The 12,206-nt window shown below is 74.0% G+C and carries 15 protein-coding genes; 10 read left to right on the top strand and 5 right to left on the bottom strand.

What is annotated here, in order from left to right; all coding sequences use genetic code 11:
* Both ABT048_RS19235 and ABT048_RS19230 read right to left on the bottom strand, forming a co-directional pair.
* Nucleotides 1-292: hypothetical protein (locus ABT048_RS19235; protein WP_350522599.1), on the bottom strand; the 292-nt coding region annotated here is incomplete at its 3' end.
* Between the two features lie 124 nt (nt 293-416).
* On the bottom strand, nt 417-935 hold the full coding sequence (locus tag ABT048_RS19230) for a SigE family RNA polymerase sigma factor (RefSeq protein ID WP_350522598.1): 519 nt from the start codon (nt 933-935) through the stop codon (nt 417-419).
* A gap of 222 nt (nt 936-1,157) precedes the next feature.
* Between ABT048_RS19230 and ABT048_RS19225 the strand changes: the two genes are divergently transcribed.
* From ABT048_RS19225 to ABT048_RS19215, 3 genes are all read left to right on the top strand, one after another.
* Complete coding sequence (locus ABT048_RS19225) at nt 1,158-1,949, top strand: hemerythrin domain-containing protein (RefSeq protein WP_350522597.1); 792 nt, start codon at nt 1,158-1,160, stop codon at nt 1,947-1,949.
* Between the two features lie 227 nt (nt 1,950-2,176).
* Nucleotides 2,177-2,578: a hypothetical protein gene (locus tag ABT048_RS19220; RefSeq protein WP_350522596.1), complete on the top strand. Its 402-nt coding sequence runs from the start codon at nt 2,177-2,179 to the stop codon at nt 2,576-2,578.
* A gap of 151 nt (nt 2,579-2,729) precedes the next feature.
* The gene (locus tag ABT048_RS19215; RefSeq protein ID WP_350522595.1) at nt 2,730-3,692 is read left to right on the top strand and encodes a DUF1152 domain-containing protein; all 963 of its coding nucleotides are present in this window, start codon (nt 2,730-2,732) and stop codon (nt 3,690-3,692) included.
* Nucleotides 3,693-3,728: 36 nt separating this feature from the next.
* Here ABT048_RS19215 and ABT048_RS19210 read toward each other — a convergent pair whose 3' ends face one another.
* Together ABT048_RS19210 and ABT048_RS19205 are read right to left on the bottom strand one after the other, a co-directional pair.
* Entirely contained in the window at nt 3,729-4,274 is a 546-nt protein-coding gene (locus tag ABT048_RS19210) for an FHA domain-containing protein (protein WP_350522594.1), read from the bottom strand.
* Between the two features lie 136 nt (nt 4,275-4,410).
* Nucleotides 4,411-4,971: a DUF1697 domain-containing protein gene (locus tag ABT048_RS19205; protein ID WP_350522593.1), complete on the bottom strand. Its 561-nt coding sequence runs from the start codon at nt 4,969-4,971 to the stop codon at nt 4,411-4,413.
* Nucleotides 4,972-5,130: 159 nt separating this feature from the next.
* Here ABT048_RS19205 and ABT048_RS19200 point away from each other — a divergent pair, with 159 nt between their 5' ends.
* Entirely contained in the window at nt 5,131-5,601 is a 471-nt protein-coding gene (locus ABT048_RS19200) for a pyridoxamine 5'-phosphate oxidase family protein (protein ID WP_350522592.1), read from the top strand.
* 21 nt (nt 5,602-5,622) lie between these two features.
* On the opposite strand, the gene ABT048_RS19195 is transcribed toward ABT048_RS19200, so the two are convergent.
* On the bottom strand, nt 5,623-5,979 hold the full coding sequence (locus ABT048_RS19195) for an arsenate reductase family protein (protein ID WP_350522591.1): 357 nt from the start codon (nt 5,977-5,979) through the stop codon (nt 5,623-5,625).
* 185 nt (nt 5,980-6,164) lie between these two features.
* Between ABT048_RS19195 and ABT048_RS19190 the strand changes: the two genes are divergently transcribed.
* The 6 genes from ABT048_RS19190 (at nt 6,165) to ABT048_RS19165 (ending at nt 12,206) form a co-directional block, all read left to right on the top strand.
* On the top strand, nt 6,165-7,382 hold the full coding sequence (locus ABT048_RS19190) for a cytochrome P450 (RefSeq protein ID WP_350522590.1): 1,218 nt from the start codon (nt 6,165-6,167) through the stop codon (nt 7,380-7,382).
* A gap of 192 nt (nt 7,383-7,574) precedes the next feature.
* Nucleotides 7,575-8,672, top strand: coding sequence for a PP2C family protein-serine/threonine phosphatase (locus ABT048_RS19185; protein ID WP_350522589.1), 1,098 nt, complete (start codon nt 7,575-7,577; stop codon nt 8,670-8,672).
* Nucleotides 8,673-8,757: 85 nt separating this feature from the next.
* Nucleotides 8,758-9,168: a nuclear transport factor 2-like protein gene (locus tag ABT048_RS19180; protein WP_350522588.1), complete on the top strand. Its 411-nt coding sequence runs from the start codon at nt 8,758-8,760 to the stop codon at nt 9,166-9,168.
* A 179-nt stretch (nt 9,169-9,347) separates the two neighbouring features.
* Nucleotides 9,348-10,259 carry a CPBP family intramembrane glutamic endopeptidase gene (locus tag ABT048_RS19175; RefSeq protein WP_350522587.1) on the top strand — a complete coding sequence of 304 codons (912 nt, stop codon included), beginning with the start codon at nt 9,348-9,350 and terminating at the stop codon, nt 10,257-10,259.
* 56 nt (nt 10,260-10,315) lie between these two features.
* Nucleotides 10,316-11,515, top strand: coding sequence for a sensor histidine kinase (locus ABT048_RS19170; protein WP_350522586.1), 1,200 nt, complete (start codon nt 10,316-10,318; stop codon nt 11,513-11,515).
* A 4-nt stretch (nt 11,516-11,519) separates the two neighbouring features.
* The gene (locus tag ABT048_RS19165) at nt 11,520-12,206 is read left to right on the top strand and encodes a response regulator (RefSeq protein ID WP_350522585.1); all 687 of its coding nucleotides are present in this window, start codon (nt 11,520-11,522) and stop codon (nt 12,204-12,206) included.

The following is a 12,206-nucleotide window of genomic DNA, read 5'->3' as shown; positions in this document are numbered from 1 at the left end:
GGCCCGACGCCGTCGACGGCAGGACGGGCCCGCTCGCCGCCGGGGCCAGCCCCCGGCCGGCCCGCTCCACCGGGGTCCTGCCGTGCACCGCCCAGCCCGCCGTGGCCAGCAGCCCCACCGCGAGCGCGGTGGCGACCGTCGCCAGCAGGTGGCGTCGGCGGCGCATCCGCGTGCCCGAGCGGCGGACCTCCGGCAGCAGGCCCTGGGGAACCGCCGGCTCCGGCTGGTCCAGGACCTCTCGGAACAGCGCGCCCATGTCGTCGGCGTCGAACGCCGGTTCGTCCCGGTTCAAAACCGCTCTCCTCTCGTCTCTCGCTCGTCCCGGGCGGCCCGTTCCGCCCGGGTGACCGGTTCCGGCGGCCCGGCCCGCGCGCACGACCGGGGCCGCCCGGCCCGGCCCGCGGGCCGGGCCGCGCTCAGCTCGCCGCGATCTCCCGCAGTGAGTCGCCGAGGATCACCCGCAGTTGGGCCAGTCCCCGGCTGGTGTTGGACTTCACGGTGCCGGTGCTCTGCCGCAGGGCCTCCGCCGTCGCCTCGACCGACTGGTCCTCCCAGAACCGCAGCACCAGCGTCGCCCGGTAGGCGGGGGAGACCTGCGCGAGCGCGGCCAGCAGGGCCAGCCGCCGCTCCGGGTCGGCCGGGGCGCCGACCCGCGGTCCGAACGCCGGCTCCGGCAGCTCCGACGCCGGCACCTCGTGCGAGCGGCGCAGCCGCCGGAGGTCGATGTAGGTGCGGACCAGTGTCGTCCGGGCGTACCCGGCCGCGGCCTCCGGGTCGCGCAGCCGGTTCCAGCGCGAGTACAGCTTCACCAGCGTGGTCTGCGCGAGGTCCTCGGCGAGGTGCCAGTCGCCGCAGAGCAGGTAGCCGGTGCGGCGCAGCGCGGCGTAGCGGCTCGCCACGAACTCGTCGAACGACTGCTCCTGCTCCGGTGACATGCGGCCTCGCTGTTCCCCTGGACCCCCCGGCACGCGGTGTGCGCACCCTCACCCGGGTACACGGGTGAGGCGCCGCCGCGCGTTGCGTCCGCCCCCGTAAACGCGCTGACCTGCGCGTCAATCGGACATTGATTCGCTTCTGATCGACTGCGGGCACCTTGGCTGGGGTGGTCCTCACCGGCCGCCACCACCCGTCCTGCCCCAAGCCGTGAAGAGAGTGCCATGCCGATCCACCTGCTGCCCCAGCCCGCCCCCGCCGTGCCCGCGCAGGGTCAGCCCGGCGCCGATCCCCGGGGCGCCGACGCGCGCGGGCGGACCGCGGACGACGACCCGGCCACCGTGCGGTTCGCCGGACTGCGCCTGGTGCACGCCGCGCTGCGCCGGGACCTCGCCCGGCTGCCCAACGCGCTGCGACTGCTCCAGCCCGACGAGGAGGACAAGGGCGAGGCACTGCTGCGGCACTGGACCTTCATGACCGCGATGCTGACCTGCCACCACGAGCAGCAGGACACCCGGCTCTGGCCGATCGTGCGCCGCTTCGCTCCGGAGCTGCGGCTGCTGCTCAACTGGCTGGAGGCCGACCACCACAACCTGGACCACTCGTTCACCCGGGTCACCACCCTGGTCCGGATCGCCAGCCGGGACACCGGCAGCGCCTGGCCGGTGGCGTACGCGATGGAGGACCTGGCGGCCCGGCTGGAGACCCACCTGCGGATCGAGGAGCGCCAGTTGCTGCCCCGGATGGAGCGGGTGGTGGCCGACGGCTCCCGGCTCGGCGGGCTGGGCGAACTGCTGGACCTGCTGCGCGCGGCGGACGGTCCGGGCACGGCGGACGCGCTGGCCTGGCTGCTGGAGGGAGTGGAGCCGGCCGCGGTGGAGCGGCTGCTGGCCGAGTGCGACGACGACGTGGCCCGCAACTGGCCGCACTGGCAGGCCACCTACCAGCGCTGCACCGCGCCGCTGTGGGGGCCGGGCGAAGGGCCGGAGACCGGCCTGGGGATCATTGCCGACTGACCGCCAGCCGTTTTTGCGGGCCGTCGATCTACGCGCGTGGCATAGGCCGGTGGCATATGCTGACGAGGCGTCGGAAACCCCACCGAGTGCGCAACTGCCCCTGACCCCTAGGGGATTCGACCCACCGCTCTCGGGGTTGGGCCGCCCGGCCGATCCGGGCTGCACCAGGGCGGGCCTCCCGCCGACGGCCGATGGCGGACCGTGTCCGGCCCGCTACCGTCGAGGACATGACCACAGCGAGCAGCACCGCCAAGGCCCACCGCACCAGCCTCCGGACCCGCTTCCGGTTCGGTTCGGCGATCCTCGCCGCGGGCGCCGTCCTGACCCTCGGCGCCGGACTGACCGCCTGTGAGGGCGGAGTGGCCCTCTGCCTCGACGACCACAAGTGCACCGTCGGCATCAAGACCGACGGCGCGGACGCCTCCAAGACCGTGAAGGTCTTCGGCGGCGACAACCCGATGAAGATGACGGTCGGCCACATCACCGACAACTCGGCCGAGGTGACGATCGGCGACAACAAGAAGACCGTCGACAAGGACGCCGAGACCGCCGTCGGCACCGTCCGGGTCACCATCCGCAAGGCGGACAAGGGCGACCACTTCGCCGAGGTCCACGTCGAGCGCGACTGACCCCTCCCCGGCGCCCACCCGTCCGCACCAGCCACCCGCCACCCGCCATCCGGTTCCCTGCCGTCGTCGGGGCCGCCGAGGCCGTCGCGACGCCGGAGTCGCCGCCAGGGCCGCCGGGGTCACCGCGCCCGCCCGGTGCTACCTTCCGCCGGTGACCTCTCTGCTGCAACCCCCGCTGATCACCCGGCTGCTGGCCGCCGAACGCATCCTGGTCGCCGGCGCCGGCGGCGGGTTCGACGTGTACGCCGGGCTGCCGATCGTCCTCGCCCTGCGCGCCGCGGGCAAGGAGGTGCACCTGGCCAACCTCTCCTTCACCCACCTCTACGGCCTGCCCCTCGACGTCTGGGCGGAGCCCGACGTGGCCATGATCCGGCCGGACACCCCGGCGCCCGAGGGCTACTTCCCGGAGCGCACGCTGGCCCGCTGGCTGAACCTCCACGGCATGCCGGACACCGTGTGGGCCTTCCCGTCGGTGGGCGTGCAGCCGCTGCGCGACGGCTACCGCGCGCTCGTGGCCCGACTGGGCATCGACGCCGTCCTGCTGGTGGACGGCGGCACCGACATCCTGATGCGCGGCGACGAGGTCGGACTCGGCACCCCCGAGGAGGACATGGCCAGCCTGGCGGCGGTGGCCGGGCTGCGGGAGGTGCCCGAGCGGCTGGTCGCCTGCCTGGGCTTCGGCATCGACGCCCACCACGGCGTCAACCACACGCTGGTGCTGGAGAACCTCGCCGCGCTGGACCGGGCCGGCGGCTACCTCGGCGCCTTCTCCATCCCGCGCGACAGCCGGGAGGCGGTGCTCTACCTGGACGCCGTCGAGCACGCCCGCGCCGCCTTCCCCGAGCACCCCAGCATCGTCAACGGCTCGGTGGCGGCGGCCCTGCGCGGCGAGTTCGGCGACGTCCGGTTCACCGAGCGGACCAAGGGAAGCGAGCTGTTCGTCAATCCGCTGATGGCGATGTACTTCGGCGTCACGGTCGAGGCGCTCGCCGCGGAGAACCGCTACCTGGACCGGCTGGAGCGCACGGTGGTGATGCGTCAGATCGCGACCGTCATCGCGGAGTTCCAGGACGAGCTGCCGCGGCAGCGGCCGCCCCGGCAGTTCCCGCACTGACCGGCCGCCCGCCCCCCGGCCGGGCGGGCGGGGTCCTCAGAGCGCGGCGAGCCGGAACTCCAGGTTCCCGAACCGCACCTGGTCGCCCGGCTGGACCCGGACGCCGCCCGCGATCCGGCGCCCGTTGACGTGCGTGCCGTTGGTCGAGCCGAGGTCGTACAGCACCCAGCAGCCGTCCTCGTGCCGGAGTTCGGCGTGGTTCCGGGAGACCGAGGCGTCGTGCAGCCGCAGCCCCGAGCCGGGGATCCGGCCGATGGTCAGCAGCCCGGCGCCGGCCTGCGGCAGGCTCAGCCCGGGCAGCCGCTCGGTGCGCCAGGCCCGGTTGATCCGGTCGCCGAAGCCGGAGACCCGGCCGACCGTGCGCAGCACGAAGCGTTCGACCGGCCCGCCGGTCGGCAGCCCGTCCACCGCCGCGTCCAACTCGCCCCGGCTGGTGGCCTGCAGGACGATGTCCATCCGGCCGAGGAAGGTGTCGTGCGAGAGCCGACCGCTGCCGGCGCCGTCCTTCAGGGCCCCGAGCGCCAGCTCCCGCTCGGCGTCGGAGGGCCGGATCCGGCCGGTGGGGAGCTCAGGAGGCGTCATGGCCGAATTGTCGGCGCGGCCGACTCGGGCTGTCCAGATCGAGCCCTGCCCGGGCACGTGGTTCGTACGTCACGGGAGTCCAGACGCCCCGCCCGGCCACGCGGTTCCGTGCCCTCCGCGCAGGCCGCACGGGCCGTCAGGCCTTGCGGGCGGCCGCCAGGATCTTCTCGGTGGTGTGCAGGAACCGGGAGGTGACCGAGCCCCGGTACGCCTTGCCGAACATCTCCTTGGTGACCCACTTGCCGTTCTGCAGGTGGATCACGATGTACGCGGCCCCCGGGTCGGCGCCGAGCACCTCGAAGTCGCCCTTCGGCGAGCGGTGCGGACGGGCGAGCTCGGCGGGCAGCGGCTCGGAGAGGAAGGCGACCACCAGCCGGACGTCCGGTGTCGCCTCGACGCCCCGGAACGGCTCGGCGGCGAGCAGTTCGGCGACCTCCTCCACCGTTCGCAGCATCACCGGCACCGGGTAGCCGAGCGACTGCTCCAGGTGCTCCTCGATCCGCCCGGTCAGCGCGGCGCGGTCGGACCGGCCGGCGGGGCCTTCGGTGGTGAAGAAGACGTTGCCGCTCTGGATGTACGAGCGGACGTTCCCCAGGCCCAGCTCGGCGAAGAGCGCCCGCAGCCGCTCCATCGTCACCGTACGGCCGCCGACGTTGATGGCCCGCAGGAACGCGATGTACGTGGTCGTGGTGGTCACGCCGCCAGTGTGGCACCGGCCTGTGACAGCGACCCGTGAGCGACGACGGTCCGTGAGCGGTGGCGCGCCGGGCCCGACGGCGGTCCAGGGCCGGCGGCGGCCCGGGACCGCGGCCCCGTGCGGACGGCGGTTGTCAGTGCCGGGTGCCAGACTGGCGGCATGGCTACCTGGCAGGATTTCGAGGAGCAGGCCCCGGACCTCGCGCCCCTGGTGAGGGCCCGGTTCGAGGCCAACAAGCACCACGTCCTGGCGACGCTGCGCAAGGACGGTTCGCCCCGGGTCAGCGGGACGGAGGTCGACTTCGTCGGCGACGACCTGTGGATCGGGTCGATGTACGGGGCGGTCAAGGCGCGCGACCTCCAGCGCGACGCCCGCTTCGCGCTGCACGCGCACCCGGGGGACGAGACCATGGCCGGCGGGGACTCCAAGGTCTCCGGCCGGGCGGTCGAGATCACCGACGAGACGGAACTCGCCGCGTTCGCCGCCGATCTGCCCGAGCCGCCGCCCACCCCGTTCCACGCCTTCCGGCTGGAGCTCGACCAGGTGGTGCACACCACCGTCGAGGGCGAGCACCTGTTCGTCCGCAACTGGCACCCGGGCCGGCCGGTGGAGACGATCCAGCTCCACTGACCGGCCGCCGTCCGACGGGCCTCAGGGCAGGACGGACTTGAGGGCCTCGGGGGTGCGGGCCACCACGGCGTGCCCGTCGTCCGCGGTGATGATCGGGCGCTGGATCAGGATCGGGTGCTCGGCCATCGCCGCGATCCAGCGGGCCCGGTCACCCGCCTCCCGGGGCCAGCCCTTCATGCCCAGGTCCTTCGCGGCCTGCTCGTCGGTGCGGGTGATGTCCCACGGCTCCAGGCCCAGGCGCTCCAGCACCTCCTCCAGCTCGGCCACGGTCGGCGGTTCCTCCAGGTAGCGCCGCACCGTGTACTCGACGCCGGCGTCGGACAGCTCGCCGAGCGCCGTCCGGCACTTGCCGCAGCGCGGATTGATCCAGATCTCCATGCCGGCCAGCCTACCGAGCCGCCCCGCCCGGCCCGGGACCCGCCGCAGCACGCCCGCGGGCAGCGGACCGTCCCGGGCGGGAACTCCCGCGTGCCCACCGGCGGTTCACGGACCAGGACGGTTGATCTCGGAGCCCCGGCATCGCGGGAGCCCGGGATCCCGGGAGCTCGGGAGGGGACGACCGCATGGACGGTGCGACGATCATCGATCTGCTGGCGGAGACCGGGGTCAAGTCCGACCCGTACCCGCTGTACGCGAGGGCGCGGGAGGTGGGACCGGTGGTCCCGGCCGCGGACGGGCGCTTCGTGGTGACCGGCTACGCGGCGGTCAACAAGGTGCTGCGCACACCCGCCTTCGGCGTCGCCACCGCCGACATGATGGCGGGGGTGGCCCCGGACTTCCTCGCGCACTCCTCGCTCGCCCTCTTCGGCCGTTCGATCCTCCAGCGCAACGCCCCCGACCAGCCCCGGGTCCGCTCGCTGATCGCCTCGGTGTTCACCGCCCGCCGGGTCGCGGCGCTGCGCCCCGCGGTGGAGGCCGCGGTGGCCCGGCTGCTCGACGGGATGGCCGAGCAGGGCGCCGACGGGTCGCCGGTGGACTTCATGGACGCCTTCGCCTTCCGGCTGCCGGTCGGGGTGATCTGCGAGCTGCTCGGCGTCCCGGAGCGGGACCGCTACCGCTTCCGCGCCCTCGCCTCCGACCTCACCGCCGTCCTGGAGCTCAGCGGGGACCTCGGCGAACTGGCCGAGGCCGACCGGGCCGCGGACGAGCTGTCCGGGTACTTCACCGAGCTGGCCGCCGAGCGGCTGGCCCGCCCGCAGGACGACCTGGTCAGCGACCTGGCCCGGATCACCGCGGAGGACGGCGGGCTGCTCTCCGCCGAGGAACTGCTGGCCAACCTGGTCCTGCTGCTGGTGGCCGGCTTCGAGACCACCACCAACCTGCTCGGCAACGGCCTGTCCCTGCTGTTCCGCCACCCCGGTGCGGCCGCCGGGCTGCGCAGCGGCGCGGTCACCCCGGCCGGCTTCACCGACGAGGTGCTGCGCTTCGACTCCCCGGTGCAGGCCACCGGCCGGGTCGCCCTGGAGGAGGGCCTGAGCATCGAGGGACTGCCCACTCCGGTCGGCAGCGAGGTGACCCTGCTGATCGGCGCCGCCAACCGGGACCCGGCCCGCTACGAGCGCCCCGAGGTGTTCGACCCGACCCGCACCGACAGCCAGCCGCTCAGCTTCGGCGGCGGTCAGCACTTCTGCCTGGGCTCCCTGCTGGCCCGGCTGGAGGCGGAGGTCGCGGTGCCGGCGCTGCTCGACCGCTTCCCGCGGCTCGCCCCGGGCGGCGTCGCCACCCGGCGGGACCGCCTGGTCCTGCGGGGCTACGAGGCCCTGCCGGTGACCGTGCGCTGATCGGGCGGCCGGTGCCCGGCCCGGTTTCGTCCGGTCTCGCCCGATCCCGCCCCGCTTCCCCCCGGCCCGGGAGGACGGGACGTTCGGCCGTTCGTGACTGGGCCGTTCGTGGGAGAGCATGGAGGGACGAAACCGGCCATTCCGGACGATCTCCGATCCTCCGGGACTGGCCACCGGCCTGGAGGTCCCGCCGTGCCCACAGCACCCCGCCCGTCGCGCCCTGCCGCGCTGGAGCCCCGGGTGCCGAGGTGGGTGCCGTGGCTCCCGGTCGTCCTGCTGGTGCTGGACCTGATCGCCGAGGCCGTCGTCCCGGACGCCGTCGCGGCCGGCTTCCTGCTGACCGCGCTGCCCGTGGTGGCCGCGTTCAGTTACGGCCCGGTGCTGACCGCCACCGCCACCGTCGGCTCCCTGGCGCTCCAGTTGGTCCTGGCCCTGCGCGCCGGCCACATCAACGAGCAGCACCACGTCTGGGTCTACATCGCCACCCTGCTCTCCGGCGTGATGGGCACCGCCCTGTCGTGGCAGCGCACCCGGCAGAACCGCAACCTGCTGCAGGCCCGTACGGTCGCCGAGACCCTGCAGCGCACCGTGCTGCGGCCGGTGCCCGAGCGGGCCGGCGGGCTGCGGGTCGCCGGTCTCTACCGCCCGGCCCAGGCGGACGTGCTGGTCGGCGGCGACCTGTACGAGGTGTGCGACACCCGCTTCGGGGTCCGGGTGCTGCTCGGCGACGTCCGGGGCAAGGGCCTCGGCGCGGTCCGGACGGTCGCCGACGTCCTGGGCGCCTTCCGGGCGGCGGCGTACGACACCCCGGGGTTGGTCGACCTCGCCGACCAGCTGGACCGCGCCGTCCTGCGCGATGCCGCCGACCGCGGGGACGACGAGCTCTTCGCCACGGCCGTCCTGCTGCAGTACCGTCCGGGCTCCGACTGCGTGGAGATCGTCAACCGCGGCCACACCATCCCGCTGCTGCTCACCGGCGGCCCGATCCGCCCGGTGCCCTGCGCGGACGAGCTCCCGCTGGGCCTCGGCCACCTCGGGCCCGCCGAGGAACGGGGCAAGCCGACCGCGGTCGCCCTGCCCGCGGGCCACACCGTGCTGCTGTACACCGACGGCGTCAGCGAGGCCCGGGACGCCGGCGGCGTCTTCTACCCGCTGGCCCCCCGTCTCGCCGCGCTCGGCACCACCGCGCCCGACCGGGTGGTCTCCTTCCTGGCCGAGGACGTCCACCGGTACGCCGGCCTGCTCGCCGACGACCTCGCCGTCCTCGCCCTCACCCCGGACGGCCCGTAGCCCCGGTGCCCGGCCCTGTGGCGGCCCGACCACCGGGGCCGCACCATGGTCAACACCCTCGGTGGTCCGGAAGGGAACCAGCGCCATGAACGAGCCGACCGCAGAGTCGAACGGCCGCACCCGACTGGCCTACATCCTCGGCGTCCCGCTCGCCGACGACGTCGAACGTCAGTGGCCGCAGATGGGCGAGGTGGTCCGCACCAGCAGGCTCGTCGGCGAAGTCGAAGGGAACTTCCCCGGACTGACCCTCGCCGTGGGCCGCCGCCTGCGCCTGAGCGAGGACGTGATCGTCGTCGAATGGACCTGCGACTACGGTGACGGCCGGCTCTACCGCAACGTCAGCATCGCGGAGCTGCGGGACGGCGAGGCGGTCCGCGTCACCGACTACTGGGGCGAGCCGACCACCACCCCTCAGTGGCGTCGGCCGTTGACCGACCGGTTGGACATGCCCGCGGACGGAATCTGGCCCGACGGACAACATCTCGGTCACCACTGATCCGAACGGCCCACACCGTTCGGCATGCCTCACTCTGCGTCCTGTACCGCTTCGCCGCATCCCCCGTGCGAGCTACCGGCACCGTCCGCCGACGGGTGATTCGCGGTGCACGCCGTCTTCCTAGCGTTGTCGGTGGCCGCCACGGGTGCGGCCGGGACGACTGGCCAGGGGAGGCCGCCATGAGCTCGACATCCACCGAGGTCCATGACGCAGGGACCGCAGGGACCGCAGAGACGGCAGGGACGGCAGGGACCGCCCGGACCGACCGCCGTTCGACCGGCGGGGGCCGGTTCGACCGGATCGCCCGTTCACCGCTCGCCTGGGCGGTCACCGGCTTCGTCGGCGTCACCCTGGTCGCGGGGGCGACCGCGACGGCCCCGGGCCCGCTGCCGGCGGTGGGCGCGGCCCTGGCGCTGGGCGTGTACCGGGTGGTCATGCGCCGCCAGGCCCGCCGTGCGACGCCGGAGATCGCGCGGCGTGGTGCGGTACGGGAGTGGCTGCTGGGCGCGGGGATCGGCCTGGGGTTCCTGCTCTCCTCGATCCTCCTGATCACACTGTTCGGGGGCTTCTCGTTCTCCTGGGCCGGGAACGGCGCCTCCGTGGTGGTGTCCGCGGTGATCACCATCGCCGGTGGGGCGCTGACCGAGGAGCTGACGTTCCGCGGTTTGGCGCTGCAGGCGCTGGAGCAGAGGTGGGGCGGGCGCGCGGCCGTCGCGCTCACCTCGCTGTTCTTCGGCTTCGCCCACTTCTTCAACCCGGGCGCGACCGTCTGGAGCGCCCTGGCGATCGCCCTGGAGGCGGGCGTGCTGCTCGGCGTGGCCTTCCTGTGGCGGCGCAACCTCTGGTTCGTGTTCGGACTGCACTTCGCGTGGAACCTCGTCCAGCAGCTGTTCGGGATCGCGGTGTCCGGGCACGTGGTGCAGGGGCTGCTGGTCACGCACGCGCACGGCCCGGCCTGGCTGACGGGTGGCGTCTTCGGGCTGGAGGCTTCGGTGGTCCCGGTGCTGATCAGTTTCGGCCTCAGCGTCGGGATGCTGACCATGGCCCGCAAGGGCACGGGCCTCGCGCCGGTGGCGGCTGCCGCACACTGAGTGCCGGGCGCGGCGACGGAACGAAGCGGCCGGACGAAGGCGAGGGACGGGTGTCGGTGGGGAAGACCCTCTGGAGGCCGCTGGTGCGGGGGCCGCTCGGCTGGTGGCAGTCGCGCGACGGTGTCGTCGAGGACGCGGTGCTCGCGCTGGTGCTCACCGGGCTGGCGTTCGTGCCGACGCTGTCGAAGATCGGTGCGCAGATCGGCGACCTGCCCGGGCGGCCGGCCGACGCGCTGAGCGCCGTGCTGGCCTCGGCGCAGACCCTGCCGCTCGTGCTGCGCCGCCGGTCGCCGGCCCTGTGTCTCGCGGTCGTCGGCACAGCGTTCGCGGTGGACCAGGCTCTGGGCTACCCGACGACGTTCGGCAGTCTGGGGCTCTATGTCGCCCTGTACTCGGCCGGGGCCGGACGAACCCGCTTCCGCCGGGCGGTGGCGGGCGCGGCCAGTGCGGCTTACGTGGTGCTGGCGGTGGTGCTGCACGGCCGCGGCTCGCCTCAGGGCGTCTCGGACTACCTGGCGTTCTACGCGAGTCTGGTGGCCCTCTGGCTGGTGGGGAACTCGATGAGGAGGCGACGGATGGCGGAGGAGGAGCGGCGGCGACTGGCGGCCGAGGCGGCAACGGCCGCCGAGCGGGCCCGGATCGCCCGCGAGCTGCACGACGTGGTGACCCACCACGTCACCGCGATGGTGGTCCAGGCCGACGCCGCGCAGTTCGTCCTGGCCTCCGCGCCCGAGCGGGTCGCCGAGGGATTGACGGCGGTCAGCGGCACGGGCCGCCGGGCGTTGACGGAGCTGCGGCAGTTGCTCGGCGTGCTGGAGGCGACCGGCGAGTCCGCGACCGCGGACCGGGGGCCCGCGTTGGGCCGGGTGACGGACCTGGTCGAACAGGCCCGGATGGCGGGGCAGCCCGTCGAGTTCGCCGAGCACGGCGAGCGGCGACCGCAGGCCGTCGACGTGGAGCTGGCCTGTTACCGCGTGGTGCAGGAGGCCCTGACCAACGCGCTGAAGTACGCGTCCGGCCGACGGACGGTCGTCCTGGTCAGGCACGGGGCGGAGGGGGTCGAGATCGAGGTGACCACCGTCGCCCCCGAGCCGTCGGCCCCGGCCACGCCGCCCCCGGTTCCGGCGGGCGGACGCGGACTGGCGGGCCTGCGCGAACGGCTGCGCATGCTCGATGGTGAACTGGTGACCGGCCCCGGACCCGACGGCACCTTCGCGGTCCGTGCCGTGATCCCGTCCAAGCCTGTTCAGGAATGACACCATGAGCGATGCGCCGATCCGGGTGCTGGTCTGCGACGACCAGGCACTCGTCCGTACCGGGTACGTCACCATCTTCTCCGCGCAGCCCGACATGGAGGTCGTCGGCGAGGCCGGGAACGGGCACGAGGCGGTGTCGGCCGCACAGCGCCTGCACCCCGACGTCGTCGTGATGGACATCCGGATGCCCCTGCTCGACGGCATCGAGGCCACCCGGAAGCTGGCCGGCCCCGAGGTGGTCGAACCGCCGAAGGTCCTGGTCGTCACCACCTTCAACGTGGATGCCTACGTCTACGACGCGTTCCGCGCCGGCGCCAGCGGCTTCCTCCTCAAGGACTCGCCGCCCGCCGAACTCGTCGCCGGCATCCGCACCGTCGCCCGCGGCGAGGCCCTCCTCGCCCCCACCGTCACCCGCCACCTCATCGGCCGGTTCGCCGAACGGCTGCGCCCGGCCGACACCGCCCGGCCGGGCAGGGAGGACCTGGTCAGGGCGCTGACCGCCCGTGAACTGGAGGTGCTCGAACTGATCGCGGAGGGCCTGTCGAACGCGGAGATCGCCTCCGCGCTCTTCATCTCCCCCGAGACGGTCAAGACCTACGTCTCGCGGATCCTCACCAAACTCGGCCTGCGCGACCGCGTCCAGGCGGTCGTCCTCGCCTACCGGGTGGGGCTGGTGACCGCCGCCGACTGA

This window comes from Kitasatospora sp. NPDC096140, assembly GCF_040303045.1.
In the GTDB taxonomy this organism is placed as follows: domain Bacteria; phylum Actinomycetota; class Actinomycetes; order Streptomycetales; family Streptomycetaceae; genus Kitasatospora.
This window is presented reverse-complemented; position numbering and strand designations above follow the sequence as displayed.